The organism is Extensimonas soli, from assembly GCF_029211265.1.
Classification (GTDB): domain Bacteria; phylum Pseudomonadota; class Gammaproteobacteria; order Burkholderiales; family Burkholderiaceae_C; genus Extensimonas; species Extensimonas soli.
In genome coordinates this window covers 349,325-362,855 of the sequence record NZ_JARGEL010000013.1, presented here as the reverse complement: position 1 = coordinate 362,855, position 13,531 = coordinate 349,325, and the positions used below count along the sequence as shown (strand labels likewise).

At 63.4% G+C, this 13,531-nt stretch carries 16 protein-coding genes and 1 tRNA gene; 3 read left to right on the top strand and 14 right to left on the bottom strand.

The features are described from left to right. Positions 1-12: 12 nt before the first annotated feature. The 12 genes from nuoF to rpsO all read right to left on the bottom strand — a co-directional run bounded on the left by nuoF (position 13) and on the right by rpsO (position 9,837). The gene (nuoF, locus tag PYV55_RS05795; RefSeq protein ID WP_275849731.1) at positions 13-1,383 is read right to left on the bottom strand and encodes an NADH-quinone oxidoreductase subunit NuoF; all 1,371 of its coding nucleotides are present in this window, start codon (positions 1,381-1,383) and stop codon (positions 13-15) included. Continuing rightward, complete coding sequence (nuoE, locus tag PYV55_RS05790; RefSeq protein ID WP_275849730.1) at positions 1,380-1,871, bottom strand: NADH-quinone oxidoreductase subunit NuoE; 492 nt, start codon at positions 1,869-1,871, stop codon at positions 1,380-1,382. Before nuoE ends, nuoF begins: the two co-directional genes overlap by 4 nt. Further along, positions 1,868-3,121, bottom strand: a complete 1,254-nt coding sequence (locus PYV55_RS05785) for an NADH-quinone oxidoreductase subunit D (protein WP_275849729.1) — start codon at positions 3,119-3,121, stop codon at positions 1,868-1,870. The genes nuoE and PYV55_RS05785 overlap by 4 nt, the downstream gene beginning before the upstream one ends. A 6-nt stretch (positions 3,122-3,127) precedes the next feature. Further along, positions 3,128-3,745: an NADH-quinone oxidoreductase subunit C gene (locus PYV55_RS05780; RefSeq protein WP_275849728.1), complete on the bottom strand. Its 618-nt coding sequence runs from the start codon at positions 3,743-3,745 to the stop codon at positions 3,128-3,130. Between the two features lie 10 nt (positions 3,746-3,755). Beyond that, positions 3,756-4,238, bottom strand: coding sequence for a NuoB/complex I 20 kDa subunit family protein (locus PYV55_RS05775; RefSeq protein WP_275849886.1), 483 nt, complete (start codon positions 4,236-4,238; stop codon positions 3,756-3,758). A 27-nt stretch (positions 4,239-4,265) separates the two neighbouring features. Continuing rightward, complete coding sequence (locus PYV55_RS05770; RefSeq protein ID WP_114483388.1) at positions 4,266-4,625, bottom strand: NADH-quinone oxidoreductase subunit A; 360 nt, start codon at positions 4,623-4,625, stop codon at positions 4,266-4,268. Between the two features lie 73 nt (positions 4,626-4,698). Next, positions 4,699-4,783 (bottom strand) — tRNA-Leu (locus PYV55_RS05765). A gap of 103 nt (positions 4,784-4,886) precedes the next feature. Continuing rightward, complete coding sequence (gene secG, locus PYV55_RS05760; protein ID WP_275849727.1) at positions 4,887-5,255, bottom strand: preprotein translocase subunit SecG; 369 nt, start codon at positions 5,253-5,255, stop codon at positions 4,887-4,889. Between the two features lie 39 nt (positions 5,256-5,294). Continuing rightward, positions 5,295-6,044 carry a triose-phosphate isomerase gene (gene tpiA, locus PYV55_RS05755; protein ID WP_275849726.1) on the bottom strand — a complete coding sequence of 250 codons (750 nt, stop codon included), beginning with the start codon at positions 6,042-6,044 and terminating at the stop codon, positions 5,295-5,297. 2 nt (positions 6,045-6,046) lie between these two features. Beyond that, a complete protein-coding gene (locus PYV55_RS05750; RefSeq protein WP_275849725.1) occupies positions 6,047-7,033 on the bottom strand; it encodes an NAD(P)H-quinone oxidoreductase in 987 nt (328 codons plus the stop codon). Between the two features lie 90 nt (positions 7,034-7,123). After that, positions 7,124-9,361 carry a polyribonucleotide nucleotidyltransferase gene (gene pnp, locus PYV55_RS05745; RefSeq protein WP_275849724.1) on the bottom strand — a complete coding sequence of 746 codons (2,238 nt, stop codon included), beginning with the start codon at positions 9,359-9,361 and terminating at the stop codon, positions 7,124-7,126. A 209-nt stretch (positions 9,362-9,570) separates the two neighbouring features. After that, positions 9,571-9,837, bottom strand: a complete 267-nt coding sequence (gene rpsO, locus PYV55_RS05740) for a 30S ribosomal protein S15 (protein WP_275849723.1) — start codon at positions 9,835-9,837, stop codon at positions 9,571-9,573. Between the two features lie 245 nt (positions 9,838-10,082). On the opposite strand from rpsO, the gene PYV55_RS05735 reads away from it, so the two are divergent. Together PYV55_RS05735 and PYV55_RS05730 are read left to right on the top strand one after the other, a co-directional pair. Beyond that, positions 10,083-10,373 (top strand): nucleotidyltransferase family protein, encoded by a 291-nt coding sequence (locus PYV55_RS05735; protein WP_275849722.1) that lies wholly within the window; start codon positions 10,083-10,085, stop codon positions 10,371-10,373. Beyond that, the gene (locus tag PYV55_RS05730; RefSeq protein ID WP_275849721.1) at positions 10,370-10,744 is read left to right on the top strand and encodes a HepT-like ribonuclease domain-containing protein; all 375 of its coding nucleotides are present in this window, start codon (positions 10,370-10,372) and stop codon (positions 10,742-10,744) included. Before PYV55_RS05735 ends, PYV55_RS05730 begins: the two co-directional genes overlap by 4 nt. A gap of 67 nt (positions 10,745-10,811) precedes the next feature. Here the strand turns inward: PYV55_RS05730 and PYV55_RS05725 are convergent, their stop codons facing one another. Further along, the gene (locus PYV55_RS05725) at positions 10,812-12,059 is read right to left on the bottom strand and encodes a pyridoxal phosphate-dependent aminotransferase (RefSeq protein ID WP_275849720.1); all 1,248 of its coding nucleotides are present in this window, start codon (positions 12,057-12,059) and stop codon (positions 10,812-10,814) included. 122 nt (positions 12,060-12,181) lie between these two features. On the opposite strand from PYV55_RS05725, the gene PYV55_RS05720 reads away from it, so the two are divergent. Beyond that, entirely contained in the window at positions 12,182-12,418 is a 237-nt protein-coding gene (locus PYV55_RS05720; RefSeq protein ID WP_345803587.1) for a hypothetical protein, read from the top strand. 17 nt (positions 12,419-12,435) lie between these two features. Here PYV55_RS05720 and ribD read toward each other — a convergent pair whose 3' ends face one another. Next, a complete protein-coding gene (gene ribD, locus PYV55_RS05715) occupies positions 12,436-13,524 on the bottom strand; it encodes a bifunctional diaminohydroxyphosphoribosylaminopyrimidine deaminase/5-amino-6-(5-phosphoribosylamino)uracil reductase RibD (protein WP_275849718.1) in 1,089 nt (362 codons plus the stop codon). Positions 13,525-13,531: the final 7 nt, after the last annotated feature.

Below are 13,531 nucleotides of genomic sequence, written 5' to 3'. Positions count from 1 at the left end.
TCGTTCTCGCGATCAGGCAGACGCAGAGTTGACGGAAACAGCACCCTGCCCAGCCTTGTTGCGGATCTTCGCTGCAAACTCGGGACGGAAATGTTTGAGCATGGCGCGCACCGGCATGGCCGCGGCATCGCCGAGCGCGCAAATCGTGCGGCCCATGATGTTTTCGCCGACCGAGTCGAGCAGCTCCAGGTCACCCTCCCGGCCTTGCCCTTTGTGAATGCGATCGACCAGGCGCCACAGCCAGCCCGTGCCTTCACGGCAGGGCGTGCATTGGCCGCAGGATTCGTGGGCATAAAAGTAAGACAGGCGCAGCAGGCTTTCGACCATGCAGCGCGTGTCGTCCATCACGATCACGGCGCCCGAGCCCAGCATGGAGCCCGCTTTGGAGATGGAGTCGTAATCCATGGTGCACTCCATCATGACGGCTGCGGGCAGCACCGGCGCCGAAGAGCCTCCAGGGATCACGGCCTTGAGCTGACGCCCCTTGCGCACACCACCCGCCAATTCGAGCAGCTTGGCAAAGGGCGTACCGAGTGGAATTTCGTAATTGCCGGGATTTTCCACGTCGCCACTGACAGAAAAAATCTTGGTGCCGCCATTGTTGGGCTTACCGCACGCCAGATAGGCTGCGCCACCGTTGCGGATGATCCAAGGAACCGCGGCAAAGGTTTCCGTGTTGTTGATCGTCGTGGGTTTGCCGTACAGACCGAAACTCGCCGGGAACGGCGGCTTGAAACGCGGCTGGCCTTTTTTGCCCTCGAGCGACTCGAGCAGGGCGGTTTCCTCGCCGCAGATGTAGGCACCAAAACCATGCGCAGCGTGCAACTGGAAGCTGAAGTCGCTGCCCAGGATGCGTTCGCCCAGATAACCGGCGGCACGCGCCTCTTCGAGTGCGGCTTCGAAGCGCTCGTACACCTGAAAAATCTCGCCGTGGATGTAGTTGTAACCCACGCTGATGCCCATGGCATAGGCCGCGATGATCATGCCCTCGATGACGGTATGCGGGTTGTAGCGCAGGATGTCGCGGTCTTTGCAGGTGCCCGGTTCGCCTTCATCGGAGTTACACACCAGGTATTTCTGCCCTGGGAACTGGCGCGGCATGAAGCTCCATTTGAGGCCCGTAGGAAAGCCCGCACCACCGCGCCCGCGCAGGCCAGACTCTTTCATCGTGGCAATGACCTGGTCCTGCGTGAGCCCTTCGCCGCCATCCTTGCCAAGAATTTTGCGCAAAGCCTGGTAGCCGCCGCGTGCTTCGTAATCCTTGAGGCTCCAGTTGCTGCCGTCCAGCCCGGCGTAAATCTGCGGGTTGATGTGGCGCCCATGGAAACAGGTCTGCACGCCTGTGGCTTGGAACTGCGCCAGAATTTGTGCTGCCGTAGTCATGGGCGCTCCTCGGCCTGGCGCAGGCCATCGATCAATTGGTCGAGCTTTTCGTCGTCCATGAAACTGCACATGGTGCGGTCGTTGACCAACATCACCGGTGCGTCGGCACAGGCGCCCAGGCATTCGCATTGCTGCAGCGTGAACATGCCGTCGGCCGTGGTTTCGCCCATCTGGACACCCAGCTTTTGCTCCAAATGGTGCAGCGCCTTGAGACCGTCACGCAACTGGCAGGGCAAATTGGTGCAGACGTTGAGCTTGAAACGACCCACCGGCGCCTGGTTGTACATGTTGTAGAAAGTGCTGACCTCGTGCACGGCGATGGTGGGCATGCCAAGGTATTCGGCCACGTCCTGCTCGGCTTCAGGGCTCACCCAGCCCTGCTCCTGCTGCACGATGGACAGGCAGGCCATCACCGCCGATTGCTTTTGCTCGGCAGGATATTTGGCCACTTCGCGCGCAAAGCGGGCTTTGGTCGCTTCAGAAATCATCGGTCAATCTCTCCGAACACGATATCCAGGGTGCCTATGATGGCCACGGCGTCGGCGAGCATGTGGCCGCGCGCAATTTCGTCGAGTGCGGACAAGTGCACGAAGCCGGGCGCGCGGATCTTCAACCGGTACGGCTTGTTGGCACCGTCGCTCACGAGATAAATGCCAAATTCGCCTTTGGGGTGCTCGACGGCCGCGTAGGCCTCGCCTTCGGGAACGTGGAAGCCTTCGGTGAAGAGCTTGAAATGGTGGATCAGCTCTTCCATGTTGGACTTCATGGACTCGCGCGACGGCGGGGCCACCTTGTGGTTGTCGGTGATCACCGGGCCGGGGTGGGCGCGCAGCCAATCGACGCACTGCTTGATGATCCGGTTGGACTCGCGCATCTCGTGCACGCGCACAAGGTAGCGGTCGTAGCAGTCGCCCGTCTTGCCCACGGGGATATCGAAATCCATGCGGTCATAGACTTCGTAAGGCTGCTTTTTGCGCAAGTCCCACGCGATGCCGGAGCCTCGCAACATGGGGCCGGTCATGCCCAGATTCAGTGCGCGCTCGGGCGTGACGACGCCGATGCCTACGGTGCGCTGCTTCCAGATGCGGTTGTCGGTCAGCAGGGTTTCATATTCATCGACGCACTTCGGAAAGCGCTGCGTGAAATCATCGATGAAGTCGAGCATGGAGCCCTGGCGGTTGCGGTTGAGTTCCGCGAGCTCCTTGGGCCCCTTGATCTTGCTGACCTTGAATTGCGGCATGCTGTCGGGCAGGTCACGATAGACACCGCCAGGACGGAAGTACGCTGCGTGCATGCGCGCGCCGGACACGGCCTCGTACATGTCGAACAGATCTTCGCGTTCGCGAAAGGTATAGATCAGGATCGTGGAGCTGCCGCAGTCGTTGCCGTGCGATCCCAGCCACATCAGGTGGTTCAAAAGGCGCGTGATTTCGGCAAACATCACGCGGATGTATTGCGCACGCAGCGGCACCTCAATGCCCAACAGCTTTTCGATCGCAAGGCAGTAAGCGTGCTCGTTGCACATCATGGACACGTAATCGAGCCGGTCCATATAGGGCAGCGACTGAATGAACGTCTTGTGTTCGGCGAGCTTTTCGGTTGCGCGATGCAGCAGGCCGATGTGCGGGTCGGCGCGCTGCACGACTTCACCGTCGAGTTCGAGCACAAGCCGCAGCACGCCGTGCGCTGCCGGGTGCTGGGGGCCGAAGTTCAGGGAATAGTTTTTGATTTCAGCCATGGTGGATCACAAACGGCGTGCCGCGCCCAGGCCGGCGTATTTGTCTTCACGGACGATGCGCGGCGTGTTTTCGCGCGGCTCGATCGACACGGGCTCATAAACCACCCGGCGCCGCTCCTCGTCGTAGCGCATTTCGACATGCCCCGAAAGCGGAAAATCCTTGCGGAACGGATGACCGGCAAAACCGTAGTCGGTGAGGATGCGGCGCAGGTCGTCGTGCCCTTCAAAGACGATGCCATACAGGTCGAACGCCTCGCGCTCAAACCAGTTGGCCGAAGCCCACAATTGCGAGACCGAGGGCAGCACCGGAAGATCGTCGTCCGGGCAGCGCACCTTGACGCGCACGCGCTGGTTCAGGCTCACCGACAGCAGATGCGCAACGATGCCAAAACGCGGGCTTTCCTGCCCGGCAAAGTCTGCATAGTCCATGCCGCACAAGTCGATGAGCTGCTCGAAACGACAGCTTTCGGCCTCGCGCAGGCGCTGCATCACACCAAGATAGTCAGCGGCCGACACTTGTACCGTGACTTCTCCGAGGCGAACGGAGATGCTGCGTGCGGCGTCGCCCAACACGCTAGCGATGGTTTCCTGGAGCTGTTCGGGCCGAATGGCTACTTCTGTCATCGTCAACCCTTCAAACCCGTGCGATGGTGTTGGTGCGGCGGATTTTCTGCTGCAACTGGATGATGCCGTAGAGCAGCGCCTCGGCCGTGGGCGGACAACCGGGCACGTACACATCGACCGGCACGATGCGATCACAGCCGCGCACCACCGAATAGCTGTAGTGGTAGTAACCACCGCCATTGGCGCAGGAACCCATGGAGAGCACCCAGCGCGGCTCGGCCATCTGGTCATAGACCTTGCGCAGGGCGGGCGCCATCTTGTTGCACAGCGTGCCAGCGACGATCATCAGGTCAGACTGGCGCGGACTGGCACGAAACACCTCGGCCCCGAAACGCCCGATGTCGTAGCGCGCAGCCGCCGCGTGCATCATCTCGACGGCGCAGCAGGCCAAGCCGAACGTCATGGGCCACAGCGAACCCGTCTTGGCCCAGTTCACCACGGCGTCGTAGCTCGTGGTGACGAAGCCTTCTTTCATTACGCCTTCAATCATCAGATCCGTCCTCGTTGAAGCCTGTCGCGCTCATTCCCAATCGAGGGCGCCTTTTTTCCACTCGTAGACAAAGCCCACGACAAGGATGGCCAGAAAGATCACCGCAGCGATGAAGCCGGTCAAGCCGACTTCGCGCATCACCACCGCCCAGGGGAAGAGAAAGGCAACCTCGAGGTCGAACAGAATGAACAGGATGGCGACGAGGTAGTAGCGTACATCGAACTTCATGCGCGCGTCTTCGAACGCCTCAAAGCCACACTCGTACGCAGAATTTTTGGCCGGATCGGGCCGGTTCGGCCCCAGCACATAACCCAGCACCAAGGGGACGACACCGATGGCGATGCCGACCAAGATGAACAACAAAACGGGGAGGTATTGATCGAGGTTCATCTTGTGGATTTGCTCACCGTTGTAGCCGCACCCGCTAAAACTCGACAGACGCGAGCAGCAGGTGGGTTTTGTATGGTGCCGTCGGCGAGACTCGAACTCGCACAGCTTTCGCCACTACCCCCTCAAGATAGCGTGTCTACCAATTTCACCACGACGGCGGTTTTTGCTGCCCGGATGGCTTGAGGCTTGCGCTCCGGACAGACGTAAATTCTAACCCGGAAAAACCCTCATTCGCTGGCTCCGGGCGGATTTTGCTGCAGATTATTTGGTGGGAATCTGCGCCGCCCCGGAGGCTGCTGCAGCAGGCGCGGAGGCTGCAGCGGACGCTGGAGCTGCGGGCGCAACGGGCGCGACAGCGGCGGATTCGAGCACGCTGTTGGAGCTCGTGGGGCGCGCATTGCCGAAATAGGCCAGCGCCAGCGTGGCGGCGAAGAAGATGGTCGCCAGCACCGCCGTCGAGCGAGAGAGGAAGTTGGCACTGCCGCTGGCGCCGAACAGGCTGCCCGCACCGCCGCTGCCGAAGGCGGCCCCCATGTCCGCGCCTTTGCCATGCTGAACCAGCACCAGGCCGATCATGCCCACGGCCGCGAGCATCTGCACGACCAGTATCACGTTGACGAGCACATTCATTCTTTTTTACTCCGTTTTCAATAGCTTCTTGTGCCTGATTTACTTGGCTGAAGCGATGATTTGCAAGAAATCGGGCGCTTTCAGCGAGGCACCACCGATCAGGCCGCCGTCGATATCGGGCTGGGCCAGCAGGGCTGCAGCGTTGGCGGCGTTCATGCTGCCGCCGTAGAGCAGGCGGATGCGGTCGGGTTGCTCGGTTGCGGCCGCAAGCTGGCTGCGCAGCACGGCGTGCACCTCCTGCGCCTGTTCGGGCGTGGCCGTGAGCCCCGTGCCTATGGCCCAGACAGGCTCGTAGGCCACCACGATTTCGCTGATGCAGTGGCCGTTCAGGTGGATCACCGCGGCAAGCTGGCGCTTGACCACGGCTTCGGTCATCCCGGCCTCGCGCTCCTGCATGGTTTCGCCCAGGCAGACGATGGGCGTGATGCCCGCGGCCAACGCCCGCTGCGCCTTGATGGCGACGAGGGAGTCGTTTTCATGGTGGTATTGGCGGCGCTCCGAATGCCCGACGAGCACGTAGCGCACGGAAAAATCCTTGAGCATCGCCGCGGACACCTCGCCGGTGTAGGCGCCGGCCTCGTGCGCCGAAACGTCCTGCGCCGCCACGGCCAGCGGCGCGCCGGCGGTGAGCGTCTGCACCTGCGCCAGATACGGCGCGGGCACCGCCACGGCAACGTCGCACGAAGGCGCCTGCTGCGCCATGCCATCGCGCACGGCGCGCAGCAGCGCCTCGTTGCTGGCCAGGCTGCCGTTCATCTTCCAGTTGCCTGCAATGAGCTTCTTTTTCATGTTCACCACGTCAAAACGATCTTGCCGATATGTTGGTTGGACTCCATCAGTGCATGCGCTTGCGCGGCCTCCTCTGCCGGGAAAGCGCGGTGCACGACGGGGCGAATCTTGCCCGCAGCGATGAGCGGCCAGACGCGCTCGCGCAGTGCGCGCGCAATCGCGCCCTTGAACGCCACAGGGCGCGGGCGCAGCGTGGAGCCCGTGATGACGAGCCGCCGGCGCAGCACCAGGGAGGCATCGAAACTGCTTTTGCTGCCGCCTTGCACGGCGATGATGAGCAAGCGCCCATCCTCGGCCAGGCATTCGACCTCGCGCGCGACGTAATCGCCCGCAACGATGTCGAGGATCACGTCCGCGCCCTTGCCTTGCGTGAGGCGCAGGCACTCGGCGGCGAAGTCCTGCTGCTTGTAATCGATCGCGTGGCTCGCGCCCAGCTCAAGGCAGGCCTGGCATTTTTGCGCGCTGCCTGCGGTGGCGATCACCGTGGCGCCGAAAGCGCGCGCGAGCTGGATCGCCGTGACGCCTATGCCGCTCGTGCCGCCTTGCACGAGCAGGGTTTCGCCGGCTTGCAGGCGACCACGGTCGAACACGTTGCTCCACACGGTAAAAAACGTCTCGGGCAAGGAGGCCGCCTGCGCGTCGCTCAAGCCCTCGGGCACGGGCAGGCACTGCGCCACGGGCGCGACGCAGTATTCAGCGTAACCCCCACCGGCGACCAGGGCGCACACGCGGTCGCCCACTTTGAAACCCGCTTCGGCCAGCGCGGCGGGGTCACCCGCTTCGATCACGCCTGCGACTTCGAGGCCCGGCAGATCGGACGCGCCGGGCGGCGGCGGGTAATGCCCTTTGCGCTGCAGCACGTCGGGCCGGTTGACACCGCTCGCACGCACATGGATCAGCGCCTCGCCCGGCCCCGGCTGGGGCTGCGGACGTTCGGCCAGACGCAGCACTTCAGGCTTGCCAAACGCGGAAATTTCTACGACACGCATACAAAAACCATAGCAATTTTGTATGGATGAAAAATGCTGCTAACGCTTATTAATCAAGCGCTAGCAGCTCTTATAAGATGAGCGAAAAGCTCAAACTTCTTCGGATGGCTCGCCTTCGCTCGCAGCTTGCGGCGCAGGCGCACGGCCGGCACCACGACCGCCCTCACGGCGTTCGCCACGTTCGCCTCGCTCAGCGCGTTCTCCGCGCTCGGAGCGCTCGCCATTGTCTGCGGCGGGCCGGTCAAGGAGCGCCCGCATCGACAGCTTGACGCGCCCTTTGTCGTCGGTCTCAAGCACCTTGACCTTCACGATCTGGCCCTCGCTGAGGTAGTCGCTCACGCGTTCGACGCGCTCGTTGGCGATCTGGCTGATGTGCAGCAGCCCGTCCTTGCCCGGCAGCAGGTTGACCAGCGCGCCGAAGTCCAGAATCTTGACCACTGGCCCTTCATAGACCCGGCCCACCTCGACCTCGGCCGTGAGCTGCTCGATGCGGCGCTTGGCCTCCTCGGCCTTGGCGCTGTCGGTCGCGGCGATGGTGATGGTGCCGTCTTCGGCGATGTCGATCTGCGTGCCGGTTTCCTCGGTCAGCGCGCGAATCACGGCGCCGCCCTTGCCGATCACGTCGCGGATCTTCTCGGGGTTGATCTTCATGGTGAAGAGCTTGGGCGCAAAGCTGCTGACCTCGGTATTGGCGCCCGCCATGGCGCCCTGCATCTTGCCCAGGATGTGCATGCGCGCTTCCTTGGCCTGCGCCAGCGCCACTTGCATGATCTCTTTGGTGATGCCCTGGATCTTGATGTCCATCTGCAGCGCCGTGATGCCGCCCGTGGTGCCTGCCACCTTGAAGTCCATGTCGCCGAGGTGGTCCTCGTCCCCGAGGATGTCGGTCAGCACGGCAAAGCGGTTGTCTTCCTTGATCAGGCCCATGGCGATGCCGGCAACATGCGCCCTCAGCGGCACGCCCGCGTCCATCAAGGCGAGACAGCCGCCGCAGACCGAGGCCATGGACGAGGAACCATTCGACTCGGTGATTTCGGACACCACCCGCATGGTGTAGGGAAATTCGTCCTTCGCGGGCAGCACGGCCGTGAGCGCGCGCTTGGCCAGGCGGCCGTGGCCGATCTCGCGGCGCTTGGTGCTGCCCATGCGCCCGACTTCGCCGGTGGCAAACGGCGGCATGTTGTAGTGCAGCATGAAGCGGTCTTCGTACTCGCCCAGCAGCGCGTCGATGCGCTGCGCGTCGCGCTCGGTGCCCAGCGTGGCCACGGCCAGCGCCTGCGTCTCGCCACGCGTGAACAGCGCCGAGCCGTGCGTGCGCGGCAGCACCGAAGTGCGGATTTCGATCGGGCGCACGGTGCGCGTGTCGCGCCCGTCGATGCGCGGCTCGCCCGCGAGGATCTGGCTGCGCACGATGCGCGCCTCGATCTCGAACAGCAGGCCCTCGACCTTCACCGGGTCGAATTCCAGCCCGGCTTCGCGCAAATCGGCCATGACCACGGCGTAGGTCTCGCGGCAGGCCTGGGTGCGCGCCTGCTTGTTGCGGATCTGGTAGGCGGCGCGCAGGCGCTCTTCGCCAAATTCGGTCACCTTGGCGATCAGGGCCTCGTCGCGCTGCGGCGGCTGCCAGTCCCACAGCGGCTTGCCGGCTTCGCGCACGAGCTCATGGATGGCATTGATGGCGATGTTGCCCTGCTCGTGGCCGAACACCACGGCGCCGAGCATGATCTCTTCAGACAACTGCTGCGCCTCGGACTCGACCATGAGCACGGCTGCTTCGGTGCCGGCCACGACCAGGTCGAGCTGGCTTTGCTTGCGCACCGTCTGACCGGGGTTGAGCACATAGGCGCCGTTGACATAGCCCACGCGCGCGGCACCGATCGGGCCGTTGAACGGGATGCCCGAGATGGCCAGCGCCGCACTCGTGGCAAGCAACGCGGGAATGTCGGCATCGACCTCGGGGTTCAGCGAAAGGGTGTGCACGACCACGTGCACCTCGTTGAAAAAGCCCTCAGGGAACAGCGGACGGATCGGGCGGTCGATCAAGCGGCTCGTGAGCGTTTCGTACTCGCTGGGCTTGGCCTCGCGCTTGAAAAAGCTGCCCGGAATCTTGCCCGCGGCATAGGCTTTTTCGATGTAATCCACCGTGAGCGGAAAAAAGTCCTGTCCCGGCTTGGACGACTTGGACGCGGCCACCGTGGCCAGCACCACGGTATCGTCCATGTTGACCAGCACGGCGCCGGTGGCCTGGCGGGCGATCTCGCCCGTCTCCAGCGTGACCTGGTGCTCGCCCCACTGAAAGGACTTGGTGATTTTGTTGAACAGACTCATAAGTGCTCCAAATTAAATAGCTAAAAGCGCATATCCATCAAGCGCCAGAGCCTCATTCAGAACACGATGCCATTCCAGTGACCCTGCCCGCCCGGCGCCGGGCCAAGGCCATTGGAATGACACAGCTTCGCTCTGCAGTGTGGCTCCGAAGCAAAAAACGCCTGAGCTAGCGCATGACTAACCCAGGCGTTCGATGCATACGATACGAATTACTTGCGCAGCCCCAGCTTGGCGATCAGCGCGGTGTAGCGGTCGGCGTCCTTGGCCTTGAGGTAGTCGAGCAGCTTGCGGCGGCGGCTCACCATGCGCAGCAGACCGCGACGGCCATGGTGGTCCTTGGCGTGGGTCTTGAAGTGCGGGGTGAGTTCGTTGATGCGCGCAGTGAGCAGCGCGACTTGAACCTCGGGGCTGCCGGTGTCGTTGGCAGCACGGGCGTTGGCCTGAATGACTTCGGCCTTGATGGAAGATGCGATCATGGGTTTTCCTGAAAGAATCGGGCGCAGACGATGGGCAACAGCCCTTGCAACCCGGGTTTGAACTTGCGCCAGCGGCCGGAACGAGCCACGCGGCGTGCGTTTTGCACCATGCAAAACCTGTGGATTATAGCGGCCCAATGCGCTGGCCCATTGCCTGCGTGGGCCCAAAGTAGTAATGTCCCCTTTGGCCCCCTTACCCTCTGGGTTCAACGAGTTTCGATAAGTTTCGATAAGAAAGGATGCCCATGCGACCATCCGTTGTGCTTGACATGAAGCGAAGTGCAGTGCGCGAAGCGGTAAGCCGCTTCCGCACAGCGAACCCGCGCGTCTTCGGCTCGGTGCTGCATGGCACCGACCAGGACGGCAGCGACATTGATCTGCTGGTCGATGCGCTGCCTGGCGCAACACTGTTCGACCTGGGCGGCTTGCAAGATGAACTGGAATCACTGCTCGGCATTCACGTCGATGTGCTGACCCCGACCGATTTGCCGCCGAAGTTCCGAGCCAAGGTGCTCGCGGAGGCGCAGCCGGTATGAGTGAAAACCGCCTGCCCGACTACCTCGACCACATACAGCAGGCCGCAGCCGATGCGTGCGGCTTCGTAGAGGGCTTGGCCAAAGAGGATTTCCTTGAGGACAAGCGAACCCAGCAGGCCGTCATCATGAGCCTCATCGTCATCGGCGAGGCTGTCACGAAGGTGATGGATGGCTATGCCGAGTTCGCTCAGGCACACGGGCAAGTGCCGTGGCGCAATATGCGCGGTATGCGCAACCGCATCGCCCACGGCTACTTCGACATCAACCTCGATGTGGTGTGGGACACCGTGCAGACAGCGCTACCGGAATTACTCAAGCAACTGCCCTCAGTGCGCCAAGATGCCGACGACGAAGACCGCAACGCACAATGATCGGCTGGTGGATCGTCATAGATGAGCCTCTCTTTTCGGTGCATGTCTCGTGCAGAAATCACGCGGATCAGCGTTCCGGCCTGCCGCGCGAACCATTCACACCGGCACCCCCTTGCACTTGCAGCCACCCCTTCAACCGCTCCACCCCCTGCACCAAACGCGCTGGATCGTGCGAAGCGAAGCACCAGCGCAGCCAGCCTTGGGCCTCGGGGCCGAAGGCGTTGCCCGGGGCCAGGCCCAGCCCAGCCTCGGTGACCAGGCGCTTGGCCGTGGCGAGGGAATCGTCGTGCCCGTGCAGGCGAAAAAACGCGTACATGCCGCCCAGCGGCGTGGCCACTTCCACGCCCGGTAGCGCCTGCAGCAAAGGCAGCAGCGTATCGCGGCACTTGCGCAGGTGCGCCACCACGCGCGGCGTGATGGCGTCGGCGTGCTGCAGCGCCGCGATGCCCGCGCGCTGCGTGAACACGCTCGTGCACGAAGTGTTGAATTCCACCAGCTTGCCCACGTGGTGCACCGCGGCAGGCGGCAGCACCAGCCAGCCCAGGCGCCAACCCGTCATCAAAAAGCTCTTGGAAAAGCTGTGCACCACCACCAGCCGGTCGTCGGGCTCGGCCAGGTCGAGGAAGCTCGGCGCGCAAGCCTTTGGCGAGGGCGCGTAATACAGGCGCTCGTACACCTCGTCGGCCAGAATCCAGGTGCCCGTGCGGCGGCAATGCGCGAGGATGGCGCGCTGCTCCTCGGGGCGCAAAGTCCAGCCCGTGGGATTGTTCGGTGCGTTCAGGATCAGCAAGCGCGTGCGCGGCGTGATCGCGGCCAGCAAGGCATCCAGGTCGAGCGCCCACGCGCCCCCCGGCTGCGGGCGCAGCGGCACGCACTGCAGGCGCGCGCCCATGATCTGCGGCTGCGCCGTCAAGTTGGGCCACACGGGCGTCACGGCGACCACCTCGTCGCCCGCATCGACGAGCGCCTGCACGGCCAGCATCAGCGCATTCACGCCGCCCGAAGTCACGACGACGCGCTCGGGCGCCACGGGACGATGCAGCTCGCTCATGTACGCGGCGATCTCTGCGCGCAACTCGGGCAGGCCCAGGTTGTGCGAATAAAACGTCTCGCCCCGCTCTATCGAGGCTACGGCCGCCTGGCGCACCACCTCGGGCGTGCCCTCGTCACTCTCGCCAAACCAGAACGCCAGCACGTCGCTGCGCCCCAGGCCGGCGTTGGCCACTTCACGGATACGGGATTCTTCGAGGTTCAAAACGGCTTGGCGCATGGCAGTATGTGCAGTGGAACAGTCCTCTATCCTATCGGTTGCCATTCACACTTCACACTCAACTTTTTGGAATGCCCATGTCCTCTACCACGCATAAACCTGCAAAAGATATAGCACGTCACGCACGCTGTTCCTCGAGAAATGCCCTTTTTGCCTTGTGTTTTGCTTTGAGCCTCAGTGCCCTGCCCCAGGCGGCTCTCGCCGCGAGCAAAAAATCCAGTTCGGGCGACGCGACGACCAGCGTGGGCAACACCAGCACGGCACGCAAGAAAAACCACAGCGTGCGCATCACCCACCAGCGCAGCCCCAGCGAAGAAACCACCGCCGAGCGCGACCGCCGCCTGTACCGCGAATGCCGCGGCATGCCGAATGCGGGGGCGTGTTTGGGGTACACGCACAAGTGAACCGGGCCAGCAGGCCGCTAAAAACGGTCTCGCCCGCGAATGCGCGCCAAAACGCGAAGGTCTGGTCCGACTCGATCCTGCGCCTTAAATTCGAGCTCCTGCGCCTGCGCCAGGGCGGTCAGTTCACCCAGTTGTGCCATCCCGGCGCCTGCGCCTAGGAGCTTGGGCGCCAGATACACCAGCAACTCATCGACCAACCCGGCGCGCAGCAAGGACCCGTTGAGCTTGTAGCCCGCCTCGACGTGCAGCTCATTCACCTCGGCACGCAGCGCAAGGTCCGTCAGCATGGCCGCCAAGTCCACCTTGCCGTGCGCATCGGGCAACGTGATGACCTGCACCCCACGCTCCTCCAGTGCCTGTTTTTTTGCATCATTTTGGCTTGCAGTGAAGATGTAGGCACCACGATCAGCTATGAAAATCGATGCATCCAGCGGCACCTGCAAGGCGCTGTCCACCAGTACCAGCGCAGGCTGCCGCTCCGTGGGCACCTCGCGCACATCGAGCCGCGGATCGTCGGCCAGCACCGTCCCTATGCCCGTGAGCACGGCGCAGGCCCGTGCCCGCCAGGCATGGCCGTCGCGGCGCGCCTCGGGCGAAGTGATCCACTGACTCGCCCCATTGGGCAGCGCCGTGACACCATCGAGCGATGCCGCCACCTTCATGCGCACCCAAGGCGTCTTGCGCACCATGCGGCTGAAAAACCCCAGGTTGAGCTCGCGCGCAGCTTCTGCACCAGGGCCGACCTCCACCTGCACGCCCGCAGCACGCAATCGCGCAAAGCCCTGCCCTGCCACACGCGGATTGGGATCGGTGATTGACGCCACCACTTTGGCAATGCCAGCCTCGGTCAAGGCATCGCAACACGGCCCCGTGCGCCCCTGGTGCGCGCACGGCTCCAGCGTGACGTAAGCCGTCGCCCCTCGCGTCGAATGCCCCTGCGCCAGGGCATCGCGCAGCGCCATGATCTCCGCATGCGGCCCGCCCGCCCGTTGCGTGGAGCCCCGCCCAATCATGCGCCCCTGCGTATCCACCAGCACACAGCCCACGCGCGGGTTCGGAGACGTGCGCAGCAAGCCCTGCTGCGCCAGGGCGAGTGCCTCGAGCATGGGAGGC

What these genes read in the sequence shown, in the direction of transcription:
- PYV55_RS05730 (WP_275849721.1), top strand. Translation starts at nt 10,370, where the DNA reads ATGAGTGAAAACCGCCTGCCCGACTACCTCGACCACATACAGCAGGCC.
- PYV55_RS05750 (WP_275849725.1), bottom strand. Translation starts at nt 7,033, where the DNA reads ATGCGTGTCGTAGAAATTTCCGCGTTTGGCAAGCCTGAAGTGCTGCGT.
- PYV55_RS05735 (WP_275849722.1), top strand. Translation starts at nt 10,083, where the DNA reads ATGCGACCATCCGTTGTGCTTGACATGAAGCGAAGTGCAGTGCGCGAA.
- nuoF (WP_275849731.1), bottom strand. Translation starts at nt 1,383, where the DNA reads ATGACTACGGCAGCACAAATTCTGGCGCAGTTCCAAGCCACAGGCGTG.
- rpsO (WP_275849723.1), bottom strand. Translation starts at nt 9,837, where the DNA reads ATGATCGCATCTTCCATCAAGGCCGAAGTCATTCAGGCCAACGCCCGT.
- nuoE (WP_275849730.1), bottom strand. Translation starts at nt 1,871, where the DNA reads ATGATTTCTGAAGCGACCAAAGCCCGCTTTGCGCGCGAAGTGGCCAAA.
- PYV55_RS05725 (WP_275849720.1), bottom strand. Translation starts at nt 12,059, where the DNA reads ATGGCAACCGATAGGATAGAGGACTGTTCCACTGCACATACTGCCATG.
- PYV55_RS05785 (WP_275849729.1), bottom strand. Translation starts at nt 3,121, where the DNA reads ATGGCTGAAATCAAAAACTATTCCCTGAACTTCGGCCCCCAGCACCCG.
- ribD (WP_275849718.1), bottom strand. Translation starts at nt 13,524, where the DNA reads ATGCTCGAGGCACTCGCCCTGGCGCAGCAGGGCTTGCTGCGCACGTCT.
- tpiA (WP_275849726.1), bottom strand. Translation starts at nt 6,044, where the DNA reads ATGAAAAAGAAGCTCATTGCAGGCAACTGGAAGATGAACGGCAGCCTG.
- pnp (WP_275849724.1), bottom strand. Translation starts at nt 9,361, where the DNA reads ATGAGTCTGTTCAACAAAATCACCAAGTCCTTTCAGTGGGGCGAGCAC.
- PYV55_RS05770 (WP_114483388.1), bottom strand. Translation starts at nt 4,625, where the DNA reads ATGAACCTCGATCAATACCTCCCCGTTTTGTTGTTCATCTTGGTCGGC.
- PYV55_RS05780 (WP_275849728.1), bottom strand. Translation starts at nt 3,745, where the DNA reads ATGACAGAAGTAGCCATTCGGCCCGAACAGCTCCAGGAAACCATCGCT.
- secG (WP_275849727.1), bottom strand. Translation starts at nt 5,255, where the DNA reads ATGAATGTGCTCGTCAACGTGATACTGGTCGTGCAGATGCTCGCGGCC.